At 66.5% G+C, this 14,709-nt stretch carries 14 protein-coding genes; 6 read left to right on the plus strand and 8 right to left on the minus strand.

Going from position 1 to position 14,709, the window contains the following annotated elements; translation table 11 throughout:
* Positions 1 to 34: 34 nt before the first annotated feature.
* The 3 genes from ACV7NQ_RS30505 to ACV7NQ_RS30515 form a co-directional block, all read right to left on the minus strand.
* On the minus strand, positions 35 to 2,221 hold the full coding sequence (locus tag ACV7NQ_RS30505) for an MMPL family transporter (protein WP_463362750.1): 2,187 nt from the start codon (positions 2,219 to 2,221) through the stop codon (positions 35 to 37).
* A gap of 729 nt (positions 2,222 to 2,950) precedes the next feature.
* On the minus strand, positions 2,951 to 3,103 hold the full coding sequence (locus tag ACV7NQ_RS30510) for a hypothetical protein (protein WP_463362751.1): 153 nt from the start codon (positions 3,101 to 3,103) through the stop codon (positions 2,951 to 2,953).
* A 157-nt stretch (positions 3,104 to 3,260) separates the two neighbouring features.
* Entirely contained in the window at positions 3,261 to 3,401 is a 141-nt protein-coding gene (locus tag ACV7NQ_RS30515; RefSeq protein WP_463362752.1) for a hypothetical protein, read from the minus strand.
* Positions 3,402 to 3,510: 109 nt separating this feature from the next.
* Here ACV7NQ_RS30515 and ACV7NQ_RS30520 point away from each other — a divergent pair, with 109 nt between their 5' ends.
* Together ACV7NQ_RS30520 and ACV7NQ_RS30525 are read left to right on the plus strand one after the other, a co-directional pair.
* The gene (locus tag ACV7NQ_RS30520) at positions 3,511 to 4,350 is read left to right on the plus strand and encodes an LLM class F420-dependent oxidoreductase (protein ID WP_463362753.1); all 840 of its coding nucleotides are present in this window, start codon (positions 3,511 to 3,513) and stop codon (positions 4,348 to 4,350) included.
* Between the two features lie 593 nt (positions 4,351 to 4,943).
* Complete coding sequence (locus ACV7NQ_RS30525) at positions 4,944 to 5,609, plus strand: hypothetical protein (protein ID WP_463362754.1); 666 nt, start codon at positions 4,944 to 4,946, stop codon at positions 5,607 to 5,609.
* 232 nt (positions 5,610 to 5,841) lie between these two features.
* On the opposite strand, the gene ACV7NQ_RS30530 is transcribed toward ACV7NQ_RS30525, so the two are convergent.
* The gene (locus tag ACV7NQ_RS30530; protein ID WP_463365878.1) at positions 5,842 to 6,750 is read right to left on the minus strand and encodes a class I SAM-dependent methyltransferase; all 909 of its coding nucleotides are present in this window, start codon (positions 6,748 to 6,750) and stop codon (positions 5,842 to 5,844) included.
* Between the two features lie 598 nt (positions 6,751 to 7,348).
* On the opposite strand from ACV7NQ_RS30530, the gene ACV7NQ_RS30535 reads away from it, so the two are divergent.
* Both ACV7NQ_RS30535 and ACV7NQ_RS30540 read left to right on the plus strand, forming a co-directional pair.
* Positions 7,349 to 7,579, plus strand: coding sequence for a TolB family protein (locus ACV7NQ_RS30535; protein ID WP_463362755.1), 231 nt, complete (start codon positions 7,349 to 7,351; stop codon positions 7,577 to 7,579).
* A 379-nt stretch (positions 7,580 to 7,958) separates the two neighbouring features.
* Complete coding sequence (locus tag ACV7NQ_RS30540) at positions 7,959 to 8,537, plus strand: Chromate resistance protein ChrB (protein WP_463362756.1); 579 nt, start codon at positions 7,959 to 7,961, stop codon at positions 8,535 to 8,537.
* A 30-nt stretch (positions 8,538 to 8,567) separates the two neighbouring features.
* Here the strand turns inward: ACV7NQ_RS30540 and ACV7NQ_RS30545 are convergent, their stop codons facing one another.
* The 4 genes from ACV7NQ_RS30545 to ACV7NQ_RS30560 all read right to left on the minus strand — a co-directional run bounded on the left by ACV7NQ_RS30545 (position 8,568) and on the right by ACV7NQ_RS30560 (position 11,656).
* Positions 8,568 to 8,768, minus strand: a complete 201-nt coding sequence (locus ACV7NQ_RS30545) for a hypothetical protein (protein WP_463365879.1) — start codon at positions 8,766 to 8,768, stop codon at positions 8,568 to 8,570.
* Entirely contained in the window at positions 8,768 to 9,535 is a 768-nt protein-coding gene (locus tag ACV7NQ_RS30550; protein WP_463362757.1) for a COG4280 domain-containing protein, read from the minus strand. The genes ACV7NQ_RS30545 and ACV7NQ_RS30550 overlap by 1 nt, the downstream gene beginning before the upstream one ends.
* Before the next feature lie 46 nt (positions 9,536 to 9,581).
* Positions 9,582 to 10,724, minus strand: coding sequence for an ABC transporter ATP-binding protein (locus ACV7NQ_RS30555; protein ID WP_463362758.1), 1,143 nt, complete (start codon positions 10,722 to 10,724; stop codon positions 9,582 to 9,584).
* A gap of 221 nt (positions 10,725 to 10,945) precedes the next feature.
* Positions 10,946 to 11,656 carry a GntR family transcriptional regulator gene (locus ACV7NQ_RS30560; protein WP_463362759.1) on the minus strand — a complete coding sequence of 237 codons (711 nt, stop codon included), beginning with the start codon at positions 11,654 to 11,656 and terminating at the stop codon, positions 10,946 to 10,948.
* A gap of 223 nt (positions 11,657 to 11,879) precedes the next feature.
* On the opposite strand from ACV7NQ_RS30560, the gene ACV7NQ_RS30565 reads away from it, so the two are divergent.
* Entirely contained in the window at positions 11,880 to 12,890 is a 1,011-nt protein-coding gene (locus tag ACV7NQ_RS30565; RefSeq protein WP_463362760.1) for an ABC transporter substrate-binding protein, read from the plus strand.
* Between the two features lie 7 nt (positions 12,891 to 12,897).
* The gene (locus tag ACV7NQ_RS30570) at positions 12,898 to 14,709 is read left to right on the plus strand and encodes an ABC transporter permease (protein ID WP_463362761.1); all 1,812 of its coding nucleotides are present in this window, start codon (positions 12,898 to 12,900) and stop codon (positions 14,707 to 14,709) included.

Raw genomic sequence — 14,709 nt, forward strand, 5'->3', positions numbered from 1 at the left:
GTCGAATTGCTGGCAGCGCCGGTGTGCCGAAAACCTATGGCGCTGCGCCGATGAGTTCTGCGTCGAGGGTGGCGCCCTCGATGTCGAGGTCGGGGACGTACCGGGCGAACCAGCGCGGGTGAAACCACATCCGGTTGCCGACGATGGCCATGATCGCGGGGATCAATGTCAAGCGCACCAGGAAGGCGTCGAGCAGAACGCCGACGGCCAAGCTGAAGGCGAGTGACTTGATGATCGGGTTGTCAACGGTGATGAATGCGGCGAAGACCGCGAACATGATGAGTGCGGCGGCGGTCACCACCCGGGCAGCATGGGCCACACCGTTTTCCACCGACGCGCGGGCGTCGGCCGTCCTGGTGTGTTCCTCCTTGATCCGGGAGACCACGAAAATCTGATAGTCGCTGGACAGCCCGAAGATGATGGCCAGCACGATGATCGGCAGGAAGCTCAGTGTCTCTCCGGGGACGACGCCGAGTTGATCTGCGCCCCAACCCCATTGGAACACCGCGACCTGCGCGCCGAGGGCAGCGAACACCGATCCGACGAAACCGATGATGGAGCTGATCGGTACCAGGATCGTGCGGAATGCGATGGTCAGCAGGATCAGCGCCAGCCCGATGACGACGACCAGGAACAACGGCAGGGCTTGGCCGAGCCGCTTGGAGGTGTCAATGTTGGCGGCGGTGGTGCCGCCGATGAGATAAGTGGTGCCGGTGTTCGCCTCGATACGAGTGCGGTCGTCGCGGATCCGGTTGACCAGATCGGTGGTCTCGGTATCGTTGGGTCCGGTTTTCGGCACGACTTGCAGCAGCGCGACGCCGTTCTGGTTGACCGACGGCAGCACCGTGGCCACGTCCGGCTCGGCCTGCAGCCCGGCGGCGAGGGTGGCGACGGCGTTGGGGTCGGTGGCCTGCGAGACGTCGACGACCGCGAGCAGCGGTCCGTTGAATCCGGGGCCGAACGAGTTGCTGATCAGATCGTATGCCTTGCGTGCGGTGCTGGAGGTGGGCAGCGATCCACCGCTGGGCAGTCCTAGCTCCATCTTTGTGACCGGCGCGGCCAGCACCGCGAGCGCCGCAATCCCGATGACCAGCAACGGAATTCGGAAGCGGGTGACGAACCTTCCCCAGGCGTGCCCGCCGGTCTGCTCGGGTTCCAGCGCCGCTGTCCGGGCCACCTTTTCGTGGTGTCCGGGCCGCAGCGGGGTGGCGACGAATCGGGCGACGGTGGTGCCGGCGAAGCCGAGCAGCGCGGGTAGCAGCGTGAGCGCGACCAGCATCGCCACCAGCACCACGCCCGCCGCGGTCAACCCCATCACCGTCAGGAACGGGAGCCCGACGATCGACAGACCGCACAGCGCGATGATCACCGTGATCGCCGCGAAAACCACGGAGCTGCCCGCGGTTCCGACCGCCAGCGGTATCGAATCCTCCGACGCGAGTCCGCGCATGATGTTGTTGCGGTGCCGGGACAGGATGAACAGCGCGTAGTCGATGCCGCACGACAAACCCAGCATCAACCCGAGAGACGTTGCCGCGGAGGGCACGTCGACGAAGGCGGCGATGCCCGTGATCCCGGTGACTCCGATGGCCACGCCGATGAGCGCGGTGACGATGGGGAGTCCGGCGGCGACGACTGCACCGAAGGTGATCAGGAGAATGATGAGTGCCGCCGCCACGCCGAAGAGTTCGGGCGTCTCCGGGATGCTCATCGAGAACCCAGGATAGACGGCACCGGCGTACTCGACCTCCAGCCCCGCGTCGCGGGCGGGTTGCGCAGCCCGCTCGACGTCGTCGAGCGTGGACGTTTCGACTTCGCCCGCACCGACGGAGAACTGAACGGTCCCCAGGGCGACGTGCTCGTCCGGTGACACTGTCTTCGCCTGGAACGGATCGATGGCGGTGGCTACCTGCGGCACAGTCTCGAGGTTCGCCATTGCGGCCGCGATGCCTGCGCTGAGACCGGGGTCGGTGACCTTCGCCGTCCCGCGGGGCGCGAACACGACCTGCATCTGGGCTCCGCCGAAAGTCGGTAGGCGCTGCTGCAGCAACGTGACGGCATCCTGGGATTCGGTGCCCGGCACCGTGAAGTTGTCGTTGGTCTTGCCGTCGGCGCCGACCGCGAAGGAGATGGACACCGCGAGCAGGACAAGCCAGACGGCGAGCACCCACCAGCGCCGCTGTACGATGGACCGACCGAGAGCATGCAGATAACGGGACATGATGGTCCTTTTCTCCGAGCCGCCGCAAGTCCCGGTGCCATCGGCTTTTCAGGACCGTGACCTGGTGTCGACGCAACAACGTAGCAAGCAGAATGTCGACGGACCCGACGACACTCTGGGCCGCCGGGAGAACGCTGCTCTGCCGATACCGAAGTCTTTGAGCTTGCGGTAGCTGGTCGCCCGTCGCCTGGTGGGCGCTTTCTCGCGGGTTGTGACCGCCGTCCCTCCTGGCGCGTACCACCGCTTCACTGGCACGGCCACGGTCCGGGTCTACCGCGGCGGCAATCTGGCCGAGGAGTACTCGAGCCCGACCGCCGTCTGGGAGCTGATGTACTTCGGCCACCGAGTGGCGGTCCGGCCCAGCGGCACCGATGAAGTCCATCACCTGTGGCGGTCCGGCACTCAATCCAGCGGCAGAGCAGGCAGTCAAGACCACGAGCTTGTGGTGGCTTTGAGCTCTGTCAGACCACTGGTCCGGCGGCGGCCTGCATCGGAGTCGTGAAATCAGCGGCTCGACCCGCGAGCCCGCGCTCGAGGATTCTGTCGATCAGCTTCCGAATGCTGTTGCGGCGGTGTCGCGCTGATTGGCCCGCTGTCAACTCTTATCCCCGTGGGCATTCTCGGCGAGTGGCGGATAGATCTCTTCGACCCGATCGCGCTTGGTGAAGATATCCCAGTAGCGATCGGCGAGATCGTCCGGGTCAACCACGGGGAGTTCGTTCGCGGTTGTCAGGCGGGCAGGCAGTAGCGAGACATCATGCCTTCGTCTTCATGGTCGATGAGATGGCGGTGCCATACGTAACCCTGCATCATCATGTCCCCGGCGTGGAACATCGCGTCGGGATCGAAAAAGAGTTCGTCGGCTCGGATCCTTGTCGACATTACGCCGGTATTCGAAAGGCGCGCTGCAGGACCGATTCGGGGACGCTGTTGCTCTCCACAGGGGTATATAGCGTGACACGTTCAAAGTCCTCGTGCTCCGGGCGGCCTGAGCCGGTCGTCGTCACCCGGCGCGAGGCGGCGGGACTGTCGGACCGGGCTACTGCGGATTGCCGTCGGCTGGGCGGTAGTGGGCGCCGGTGAGGACGAAGTCGACGATCCGGTCGGCACGGGCTGTTACGTCTTGCCGAACTCGGTGATCTACCGCTCTGGGGATCGCGGTCAGCGAGGCCGTGTTCATCGCACGCAGTCCACCGCAGCGAGGCAAAGGTGCTGATCGTGTCGACCAGCGGCCTTGCCCGGTTGGCTGCGTCGTCGGTATCCGGATCACCGAGGCTAGGATCAACAGCATGCGCTTCGGGTTCAAAACCTCTCAGCAGGACACGACGTGGTCGGAGATACTGGCCATCTGGCAGGAGGCGGACGACATCGACCTGTTCGAGTCGGGTTGGGTCTTCGACCATTTTTATCCGATTTTCGCCGATTCGACCGGGCCGTGCATGGAGGGGTGGACGGTCCTGACAGCGTTGGCGCAGGCGACGCGTCGGCTGCGCATGGGAACCTTGGTCACCGGCATCCATTATCGCCATCCAGCGGTGCTCGCGAATATGGTGTCGACGCTGGACATCATCTCTGGCGGGCGGCTGGAACTCGGCATCGGCGCGGGCTGGAACGAGGAGGAATCCGGCGCCTACGGCATCGAGCTCGGCAACCTGCGTGAGCGCAGCGACCGTTTCGAAGAGGCCTGCGAGATATTGGTCGGCCTGCTGTCGCAGGAGACCACGACGTTCGCTGGCAAGCATTATCGACTGACCGAGGCTCGCAACGAACCGAAGGGGCCCCAACGACCGCATCCGCCGATCTGCATCGGCGGAAGCGGCGAGAAACGGACTCTGCGCACCACAGCGCGTTTCGCGCAGCACTGGAACTTCGTCGGCGGCACGCCCGAAGAGTTCGCCCGCAAACGCGATGTGCTGCACGCCCACTGCGCCGACATCGGCCGGGACCCGAGGGAGATCACGCTGTCCAGCCACGTCCGGCTCGGCGCAGACGGCGATCCAGCGCCGGTCGTCGACCAGATCGCAGCTCTTGGCGAACAGGGTCTCGACCTTGCGATCGTCTATCTCCCGGTGCCGCACAGGGCGGCCGTGCTCGCTCCCTTGGCCCATGCGCTAGCTCCTCTGGCCTGACGCGGCAAGAACCAATGGACATCGGTGTGGCTGCGTTTGGCGCGGTCACCGACCCTGCTGCTGAATTTCGTCAGGCGGCGAGAGCGTGATCGAGACGAGTCAGGTGGCTGGTCCGGGTTCGGTCCAGGGGTGGGGCGTTCCGCCAGCTGTCCAGGCGGGAACGGGCATTTCGACGGAGTGGACGACTCGCCGTGGGTCGGGCATGACGAACACGAGCATGTAAGCGACACTGACACTGGGGCTTTCGGAAGAACTGGACGGATTCGCAACCACCAGTCCTACCCGGGAGCCCCCCGATCTCTTGCATCACACGCCGATGCCACCGAAGTTTTCGCCGCCGTCGCTTGCGTTTTGAATCTACCCAGTTCAGAGCATGTGCGTGCGCAGGACATCGGGGTGTGCTACGCACTCACCTCGCGTGTCCTCAGGCCACGCATAGGGAACTGTGGCTCACGGCCGAGTTTCCGGATGCGTTCTCAGACTTGTCGGAGGCGGACCGAGCACAGACCGGCAGGACGGAGCCTGCATTGGCCGAAACATGGTGGGATGCTTGCTGATCCGCTTGTGTCGGTGCATGCCGCTAGTCTGCTGGCATGGTCGGACTCGACTCGGCGCTGCGCCGACTGATGCGCGAGGCAGGGAAGCTGCTGCAGCCGTATGGCTTTCACGACTCGGAAGCTATGTGGGTGCGAGTCGTGCCGGGTGGTGTGGCGTCGGTCGGGCGCACCCGGACACTGCGCACCTGGACCGGCGGGCAGCAGGTACTCAGATTCGGCCTGTGCCTGAGCGCTACACCGACCGCCTGGTGGGAATTCCGTAACTGGCGCAATGCGCAGCTGGGTCTCCCGCCCACGCCGCTCGAGCAGGCGACCGGCCCCGGCCTGATCGACGACCACGGCATGCCGGATGACCTCACCGAGTTGTGGTCCCTGCAGCTCGACCCGACACAACCAGGCCGGAACGCACTGCAGGCAGACATCGACACCATCCGCGCCGAGCTGCCCCGGCGCGTGCACGCCTACGCGCGCCGGGCGCTGCGGCTGCTGGAACCGGACCGGTACCTCGACGAACTGTTGGCCGACCCGGACCCGCAGATCGCGACCTGGGAGGCGATCGTCGTCCTGCTCGCAGACCGCAGACCAGGACCGCAACTGGACGACGCAATCATCCAATTCCGGGCGTGCCTCGCGGAGCGGGACGCGTCGGCCTGCGCAGAGAACCTCATCGCGTACGCACGAGGCCGTGCCGCCCTGGTTTGAGCAGGTACGGGCATTAGTTCAAGCCTTGCGCCGTACCACCGGCGGGACGCCGAGCGGACGCGCGATCAGCGCCATTACCGGACGTGGCGCGTGCGTGATCATTTGTGGGCGATTCGCCTGTCATCGGGGAAGTTTCGAGGTGGGCCGGGTTGAGATGCCGAGGTTGGACATCACCGAGCTTCCGGCGGCGAAATCACCCCTCTACGACCTCCTGTGTCACCGACTGCCGATGCTATTTGGTCAAGATCGAGGTGTAGTAGTCGGCGCAGAACGTTTCGTCGTTGTTTTGCGGTATCTCGGGTAGTCCGTTGGCGGCCAACAACTCCCTCGTGGTCGTGGCGACCGTGTGCCAGCCGCGGCTGCCCAGGTACGTCGCGACATTATGGCGCTCGCCTTGAAATACCAAATCCTCAATCTCGAGGTCGAAACCGTGCTCACGCCAGTGCAGGGTGGCGTTTCGCATTTGGGCGACGCCGAGTTGCGTTGGGAAGCTCTCAGTTGCCAACCGGCTGCCGCCGGCACTGAACGCGGTGATGTTGTCCAGCAAGCGGTCCTGTGCATCCGGCGGCAGGAAGGCAAGCAGGCCTTCGGCGATCCATGCGGTGGGCCGGTCAACGTCAAAGCCCGCCGCACGCAGCGCGGCAGGCCAATCGTGTCGCAGATCGATCGGCACCGCTCGCAGGTCTGCTGTCGGTTCAGCACCCAGACCGGCCAACGTTGCGGTCTTGAACTTGATGACTTGCGGTTGGTCGATCTCGAACACCGTCATGGCCAGCGGCCACGACAGTCGATAGGCGCGTGCGTCCAAACCGGAAGCCAGAATCACTGCCTGACGGATGCCCGCCTTCGTCGCGTCGAGGAAGAACGCGTCAAAATACCGGGTGCGGGCCGCCATCGCATCGGACATCCGTTGCAGGCCCCAAGCCGCGTCTGCATCGTCGACGTCGGCGGCGGCGAGCTCTCCGGTGGCCCACCGCGTGAAGAAATCGACACCCACGGCGCGAACGAGCGGCTCGGCGAACGGATCATCGATGAGCGGGTCCTCAGCGCTGCTGGCCATCGCCCGAGCCGCAGCGACCATCGTCGCGGTCGCCCCCACGCTGGTCGCCAGGTCCCAGGTGTCGTTGTCTGTGCGCACCATGTTCCGCCCTTCCCTGCAGTGAGCCGAAACCGATACTTTGTCAATGTAACGAACTGATACCGACAGTACGCCAACTATTTGCTGGATGCCATATTCAGTGTGCGGAACCGCGCACGACACGGCGCAAGCCGGGGACGCGACTTCCTTATGTTTTCATACGCCGCTACCCCAATCAGCCTTTACGCCGAGCTCGGTGAACAGGGCGCAGATCGACTCGAGGCCCCACCGCGGGCCGCCGGCATCGCGGCGGCCTTGGTGTTCGGTGTTGAATCTGTCGATCCGCGCGGGGGCCGGTCGGTGAAAGTCGGCCCGGGACGCCACCGTGTGTCAGGGGCCGCTGGCGGATGGTGGCGAGCCAGCGAAGACCGGGAGCTGATCGGTATTCCGCTGCTGATCCGACGCAGCACCCGGAGTGCAGGCCACCGAGGCCGGGATTGTTGGCCGCGATCGACGCGCTCGCCGAACTGCTGGGCGTTTTGCTGGTTCCGCGTTTGCGGTGGCGCTGGATGACAACCACTGGTGGTTGTTCCGTTTGCCCCGGGCCGGGGTTGTTTTCGCCAGCACTTGCGGTCGGAATGGCCGGTCCGGGATCTATGTGATGGACCTCGATGGTGAGCACATCCGACCGCTCACCGACGACGACATGGGATACCCGTCGTTCTCGCCGGACGGCACGAAGATCGTCTACACCCGTTTCACCGGTGATCCAGCGTCCAAAATAGGAGCCGAGATCTGGGTGATGAACAGCGACGGCAGCAACCCGCGCCGCCTCACTGATCCGAAACAAACTGCGCAGGCTCCCAGTTGGGGCAGAGGAACCGATTCGTGACTCGAGATGAAAATCCATTGACAAGTGGGTCAGAGATCACCGATATCGCAACCGGGCACGGACGCCGCCACCTATCTCTGGACAGTCGGAGCTCAGTGCGTCCAGACTTACTTGGCGCGTCCAGACTTACTTGGCGAACCACAGCTTGCCAGCGCGAGCGCTCCCCACGTTCGTGCGGAACGGACAATAGGTGTTCTGTCCGGGTATAGGTTGCGGTGTCTGTCGACGATCAGCTAATTCCCAGGGGTGTCTGTCAGAGATACCCGAGGTCGCGGGCCAGTCAGGAGGTTTGGTGCGTGCCGACGTAGAATCTCATGGTCGCACCGCCAGCCGGACTGCCTTTGCCGTGACGAGCACTGCGACAGGGCAGAATGGGGTTGTGGCACAGGTCGAGAACCCCGGCAAGGACGTCGAACCGTCCCCGGACAGCGCAGGCTGGTTGCTGCTGGTTTACCGGGTTCCCTCCGAACCCACCCGGCTGCGCGCGGCGGTGTGGCGGCGGTTGAAGGGGCTGGGAGCGATCTACCTGCAGAACTCGGCCGCGACGCTGCCCGCCAGTCCGTCCAGCGAGCGCGCGCTGCGCAAACTGCGCCACGAGATCCTGGAGATGTCGGGCACCGCGGTTCTGTTGTCCTGCACGGCGCTGGCCGGGGAACAGGATGTCCTGGCCGCGTTTCAGACGGCCCGCGACGACGAGTACGAGGAAATCATCGACAAGTGCCACGACTTCATGGCGCAGCTGGACAAGGAATACAAGGCCGAGCACTTCTCCTACGCCGAGCTCGAGGAGAACGAAGAGGATCTGATCAAGCTGCGCAACTGGTTCGCGAAGGTCGCCGACCGGGATGTGTTCGAAGCTCCGGGAAAACCGGCGACGGTGGCCGCGTTGCAGACCTGCGAGGAGGCGCTGGAAGCGTACGCCACCCGCGTCTACGCCGAAGAGGGGGAGAGCCGCTGACCAGCGGCTTTCCCCCTCCTCGACGGTGATTCAGCTTCGGCGTGCTGCGCGGCGCAGGCTCAGCGGCAGCACCAGCGCCACTGCGAGCGGGAGAATCCACCACGCGGCCAGGCCGGCGGTGCTGACCGCGAACGTCAGGGCCAGCGCCACGACGACCGCCACCGCGACCCGCCAGTCGTCGCCGACGACGAAGTCGTACCAAAATGCGCCGAACTGACGCAGCCGTTTCATCACGATGCCCCCACTTCCGTCGATGCCGCCATGGTGGTTGTGGCGCCGATGCGCCGCATCGCCGCGACCAGGCCCAGCGCGAACAGCGCCACCACGGGCACCAGCACCAGCAGTGCCGCGTCGGAACCCGGCCACTGCGCGCCCGCGCCTTCGGCGCCCCAGAAGATGCCGAACGAGGTCAGCATGATCCCGACGACGAACTTCAGGGTGTTCTCCGGCACTCGTGCCAGGGGCGCTTTGAGCGCGAAGCCGGCCGCGGTGACCAGGACGATCGCGCACAGCGCCGCGATCGCGGCCAGTGGCACGTTGTGCTGGTTGGCGCCGAAGGTCAACGCGATGAACGCGACCTCGAGTCCTTCCAGGAGCACCCCCTTGAACGACAGGGTGAACGCGTACCAGTCCTTGACCATGCCGTTGCGCTGAGCCGGAGCCGACTGGGCGGCCGCAAACTCGGTGGCGAAGATCTGCGTTTCGTCGTGCAGCGCCTTGTGCCCGCTGGCGCGCAGCACAGCCTTGCGCAGCCACTGCAGGCCGAACACCAGCAGCAGTCCGCCGACCACCAGGCGCAAGCCCGCCATCGGAATTGCCGTTAGCGCGGGACCGAGCGCGCCCACGATCAGGACCAGCACCGCCAGTCCGGCGATCACGCCCGAGCCCGCCGAGCGCCAGTCGCGGGCGGTTCCCGCCGCCAGCACGATGGTCACGGCCTCCACCGCCTCGACCACACAGGCGAGGAACACTGCTAGGAATAATGCTCCGTCGTACACCTGTCACCTCCTTTTGTCCGGCATCACCGCGCGGATCTTCCCCAGCCTAGCTTTCATTACTAACGACTGTTAGATCTGTGGCATAACTAACCTCGGCGGGCTGGTCGGTGGTGTGCGCGGTGCAGCCGTCCGGGTCCAGCGCGACCTGCACCTCCGTTCCCCTGGGCCACGCGTGCTGGTCGAAGACGCCGGCGAGGGTGCCCGAGGCCGTGGTCACCACGTGGTCGTACCCGCGCCCGCGGTAGGCCACGTCGGTGACCGTGCCGGTCACTGAGTTCTGGGTCTGTCCGGTGTGGGCGGCCAGGAACCGGGTCGCGGCAGGACGGACCAGCAGCCGCGCGGTGTCCCCGGTCGCCGCGGTCCCGATCACCCGGGCCCGCAGCGGCCTGCCCTCGACGTCGACGCCGAGGAACTCGCCGTCGGTCCACGTGACGCGGCCGGTGAATTCCCCTGCCAGCCCGGTGAATCGGGCCACGAACGGGGTCGCCGGCCTGCGGTAGATCTCCTCGGGATGGCCCCACTGGGCCACCCCGCCGTGATCGAGCACGCCGATCACATCAGCCAGCGCGAACGCCTCGGCCTGATCGTGCGTGATATAGACAGCCGTGGCGCCGGTGTCGCGCACCACGGTCGAGATCTCGACCCGCAGCCGCTCGCGCAGGTCGGCGTCCAGATTGGACAGTGGCTCGTCGAACAGCAGCAACCCCGGGCGGGCCACCACCGCACGGGCCAGCGCGACGCGTTGCTGCTCGCCACCAGAGAGCTGGTGCGGATAGCGGTCGGCCTTTCCGGACAGCCCGACCCGTTCCAGCGCCTCGCCGGTCCGGTGCCGTTCTTCCTGTGCCGACACCCGCCTGCGGCGCAGCGCGTAGCGCACGTTCCCGGCGACGGTCAGGTGCGGCCACAGCGCGTAGTCCTGGAAGACCATGGCCAGATTGCGGCGTTCCGGCGGCAGGTGCGCCCGGCCGTCGTCGACCAGGTGGTCGTCGAGGTGGACCGTGCCGGAGTCGACCCGCTCGATGCCGGCCAGTACCCGCGCCAGCGTGGACTTGCCCGAGCCCGACGGTCCCAGCAGGACGGCGAACTGTCCCTCGGACACGTCCAGATCGACGCCCGCGAGCGCGGCGGCGGCGCCGTAACGCTTCACCGCCCCGCGAACGCGCACCGGCGTTCCGGTGGTCATGCCCATGCTTGCCTCCTCGTTTTGGACTGTTATGCACCATCTCTAACCGTTGTTACGAACAGTCCGTGACGCGTTCAACCAACAGGGGAGTCGTGGATGGCTCGGACGTGAACTCGAAACCACGGTTGAGCGGACACCCTTGACCTGGTCGCCGACAGCGTCCATGCGCTCACCCGTGGTGATTCAGGAGTGTGGTCAACGCCGGGCTTGCAGTGCTTTCAGTGCTGTTAGCGGGGGACGCGCACGGCGTACTCGGCCCGGTCGCCACGGATGCGGTGGACGATCTGGGCCACGGCGCGGCCCTGCTCGTCGCTGTTGGTTCCCCGCAGCAGCAGCAGCAGTGGCGTGCCGACCTGCACGTCCAGCCAGGTGGCGTCCTCCGGGTTGGCCGGCACCGCCGAGAAACAGCGTTCGTCGCGCCGGATCCTCAGGTCGTGAGCGGCCGACATCGCGGCGAAGAGGCTGGTGGTCCCGTCCCAGCTGCGGGGAGCGAGCGCGGCGGGGACGGCGGCGAACGACACCGACCACGGCAGCTCGCCCGTGCCCGCAGGGTCGATGCGCCGGGAATCGATGACGGGCTGGCGCACCGCGCGCCCGTCCTTCGCCATGGCTTCCAGGAGACTGACCTGCCCGTCGTCGATGCGGTGCCGCACCGGCTGGGAGGCCACGAAACTGCCGACGCCGTGCTCGGTGCGCACAACGCCGGCCCGGGCGAGGTCGGCGAGTGCCCGCCGCACCGTCAACCGGTTGACCCCGTACGCCTCTGCCAGGGCCGACTCCGCAGGCAGCGGATCGCCCGGGGCCAGCGTGCCGCCTTCGATCCGGGAGGACAGGTCGGCCCGGAGTTGTTGCCACACAGCCGTTCCCGCGATCCGGCGCAGGGGGTAGATCGGCCCCGGCCGCGTGTCCTGCGGTTGATTCGCGACGGAATCAATCACGGATTTCCCCTCCACTGGAGTTCAGCGCCTTACCGTACGTTGTTCACTCTGCCGTCTCCTCGGCGTGGCATCTAGATGTGTATACATGCAGCAAGGTTCCTCTGTGGGGCGCCTCCGCACGAAGGGAAGAACCATGTTCTGTGTCCGTCAGCAGCACGGAGACACCAAGCTCAGTTCCGCCACCGGCAGGAGATCCCGCCGGCTCCGATGGGCGGCTCCGGTCGTGGCCACCGCGGTCGCCCTGCTCGCCAGTGCATGCGGATCGTCCGGTACCACGGGTGCGTCCACCTCCGGGAAAGTCCCTCTCGTCGTCTATGCAGCGGAAGGGTACGACAGCGCGGTGGTGAAGGCTTTCCAGGCGGCGACCGGGATCCCGACCTCGGTCTACGACGCCCACACCGGCCTCGTCGTGTCCAAGATCGAACAGGAGAAGAACAACCCGCGCTGGGGAGTGACCTGGTTCGACGGTGACATGGCGATGGCATCCCTTGACCAGCAAGGACTTCTCCTCAAGGGCTACGCGCCCGCTGTCGCGTGGAACGCACGAGGACTCGAGTTCCTGCCGAAAGACCAGAGCTATGTCCCGAGCGGCTACACGATCGCGGCGACGATCCTCTACAACAGCAAGGCCATGCCGCAGGCACCGAGCGGCTGGAACGATCTGCTCGGTGCTTCGTACAAGGGCAAGGTCGGCATCCTGAACCCCGCGATCGCCGGGTCGGCGTACCCGATGATGGCGGGGTGGGCCGCCCAGTTCGGGGGCGTCCCGCAGCTGGAGTCGTACGTGACCGCGCTGGTTGGGAATGGCGCCAAGGTCTTCTCCTCGCCCGATGACGAGCTCAACGCCATCAAGCAGGGCAGCATCGATGTTGCCTTCGCGCAGAGCAGTTACGGGATCGGTGTCGGCGAGACGCAACCCGACCTGAAGCTCGCCTATCCGCAGTTCGTCACGCCGATGCCCAGCCTCCTCGGCGTCGCCGCCAAGGCACCGGCGGCCGTCCAGGCGGAAGCGAAGCAGTTCGTCGAGTTCGTGCTGAGCGCCCAGGGACAGCAGGCGATGCAGGCCGGCGACGCCCACGGCGACTCGCTCTACTGGCCGGTCATCAACGGTGTGGCGCCCCTGCCCGAGGTCCCCTCATCCGAGACGATCCCGACCAAGACCGTCGACCCCTACGTCTGGGGCGCCCAGGAGAACTCGATCAGCCAGTGGTTCACCTCACACATCGCGGGCTGATCCGGCGATGACCGGACACCGATCTCTTTCCGGCCGGCGGGTGCGGAACCTGGTGGCGTCGATTCCGTATGGCTTGCTGGTCGCCCTGCTGCTGATCCCGACGGCCTGCTTCCTGCTCCTGCCCTTCCTGGGCCCCGTCTTCGGGCAGGACATGGGCGGGGTGGGCTTTGCCGCGTTCCGCGATGCCTACCAGGGGTATGTGGTGACGGCTCTGGTCAACTCGCTGTGGGTCGGGCTGGCGGCGAGCGCCGCGGCGGTGGCGCTCGCTGTCGGGCTCGCCTGGTTGTGCGAGCGGACCCGGATCGCCGGTGCGGGTGCGTGGCGGCTCGGGGTATGGCTGTTGCTGCTCGTCCCGACCTACCTCAGTGCGCTCGGTTTCGAGGACCTCCTTGCACCGCACGGAGTCATCGCCTCCGCGACGGGCTGGTACCCGGCCACGCTGGACCACCTGCTCGTCGGGCCCGGCGGCGTGGTGTTCGTGCTGAGCCTCCGGGGCGTCGCGTTCGCCTACTTCGCTGTCGCCGGTGTCGTGCGCTCCATGGGCACCGACCTGTCCGACGCGGGGCGGGTGCACGGGCTGTCCCGCGGGCGCACGATCCTGGTTCAGGTGAGCAGTGTCGCGCCGGCCCTGCTGGCCGCGTTTGTGCTGGTGTTCGCGGAAACCGTGAGCGACTTCGGCGTCGCGTCCACCTTGGCCGCCGACGCGCATTTCCCCGTCATCACCTACGTGATCTTCACGTTCACCGGTGCGGTGCCGATCAACTTCCCAGCGGCCGCCGCAGTTTCGTGGAGCCTGATCGCCGTGTTCGCCGCGGTGTTGCTGTGGCAGCGGTACATCCTCGGCAAACGCGGCTTTTCCCGGCGCGGCAGCACACCCCGGCCGCCAGTGTCGCGGACGTCGTCGACGGGAGGACATCGGGTCGCCGCGCTCGTCACCGGCGCGTTCTTCACCGTCGTGCTGATCGGACCCGCGATCGGGATCGTCGTGTCCTCGCTGCTCGGCGGGACGACGTCCTCGGGCGGGGCCGTCGCGGCAGCCGAGTCCTCAGGGCTCACTTTCGCGGCGTACCAGGCATTGTTCAGCACGCCGGGCTCGCTCAGTCCCGTGTGGCTCTCGCTCGGCCTCGGCCTCGCCGGCGCGAGCGTGGCCGTCGCGGTCGGGCTCGTGATCACCCTGTGGAACCAGTACCGGGGCAAGGCCGGCACCTCGGCGCTGATCGACATCGGCCTGGTGGCGGTGATCGGGCTGCCGTCCATCGTCCTCGCCGCGGGGTTCGTCTTCTTCTACAACCTGCCAGCGGTGTACGACGTTCTGCCGATCTACGACACGCAATGGCTGCTGCTGATCGGTTACGTCGTCGGCTTCGCGCCCATCGCCGTCCGGATGCTGCAGGGCCCGTTGACCCAGGCCGGCCGCACTCTCTACGACGCGGGCCGGGTCCACGGCTTCGTGGCAGTCCGGGCGTGGTCGAGGGCGGTGCTGCCGCTCGTCTGGCGCTCGTTCGTGTCGGTGTGGCTGTTCCTGGTCGCGGTCATCATGTTCGAGCTGCCGCTGTCGGAAGTCCTCCAAGCGCCGAGCCAGGCCCCGCTCGCCGTCGCGGTCGCCGTGAAGTTCAAGTCGGAGGTCGCGACCGGCACCGCGCTCACGGTCGTCGCCATCGTCGTGATGATCGCGGTGCTCGGCGCCGTCAACGGGCTCGTGTGGACGGTCGGGGCGCTGGACCGCCGGCGCCGCGCCCGTCAGGCAGCGGCCGTCGAATCGCTCATCGTGCCCACACCCGTGGGAGTACCACGTTCACCATCGAAGGGAACACCATGA

Source organism: Nocardia sp. Tas62D01, from assembly GCF_055232035.1.

Coding starts and splice junctions, on each gene's coding strand:
- ACV7NQ_RS30505 (WP_463362750.1), bottom strand. CDS start 2,221: ATGTCCCGTTATCTGCATGCTCTCGGTCGGTCCATCGTACAGCGGCGC.
- ACV7NQ_RS30510 (WP_463362751.1), bottom strand. CDS start 3,103: ATGTCGACAAGGATCCGAGCCGACGAACTCTTTTTCGATCCCGACGCG.
- ACV7NQ_RS30515 (WP_463362752.1), bottom strand. CDS start 3,401: ATGAACACGGCCTCGCTGACCGCGATCCCCAGAGCGGTAGATCACCGA.
- ACV7NQ_RS30520 (WP_463362753.1), top strand. CDS start 3,511: ATGCGCTTCGGGTTCAAAACCTCTCAGCAGGACACGACGTGGTCGGAG.
- ACV7NQ_RS30525 (WP_463362754.1), top strand. CDS start 4,944: ATGGTCGGACTCGACTCGGCGCTGCGCCGACTGATGCGCGAGGCAGGG.
- ACV7NQ_RS30530 (WP_463365878.1), bottom strand. CDS start 6,750: ATGGTGCGCACAGACAACGACACCTGGGACCTGGCGACCAGCGTGGGG.
- ACV7NQ_RS30535 (WP_463362755.1), top strand. CDS start 7,349: ATGGACCTCGATGGTGAGCACATCCGACCGCTCACCGACGACGACATG.
- ACV7NQ_RS30545 (WP_463365879.1), bottom strand. CDS start 8,768: ATGAAACGGCTGCGTCAGTTCGGCGCATTTTGGTACGACTTCGTCGTC.
- ACV7NQ_RS30555 (WP_463362758.1), bottom strand. CDS start 10,724: ATGGGCATGACCACCGGAACGCCGGTGCGCGTTCGCGGGGCGGTGAAG.
- ACV7NQ_RS30570 (WP_463362761.1), top strand. CDS start 12,898: ATGACCGGACACCGATCTCTTTCCGGCCGGCGGGTGCGGAACCTGGTG.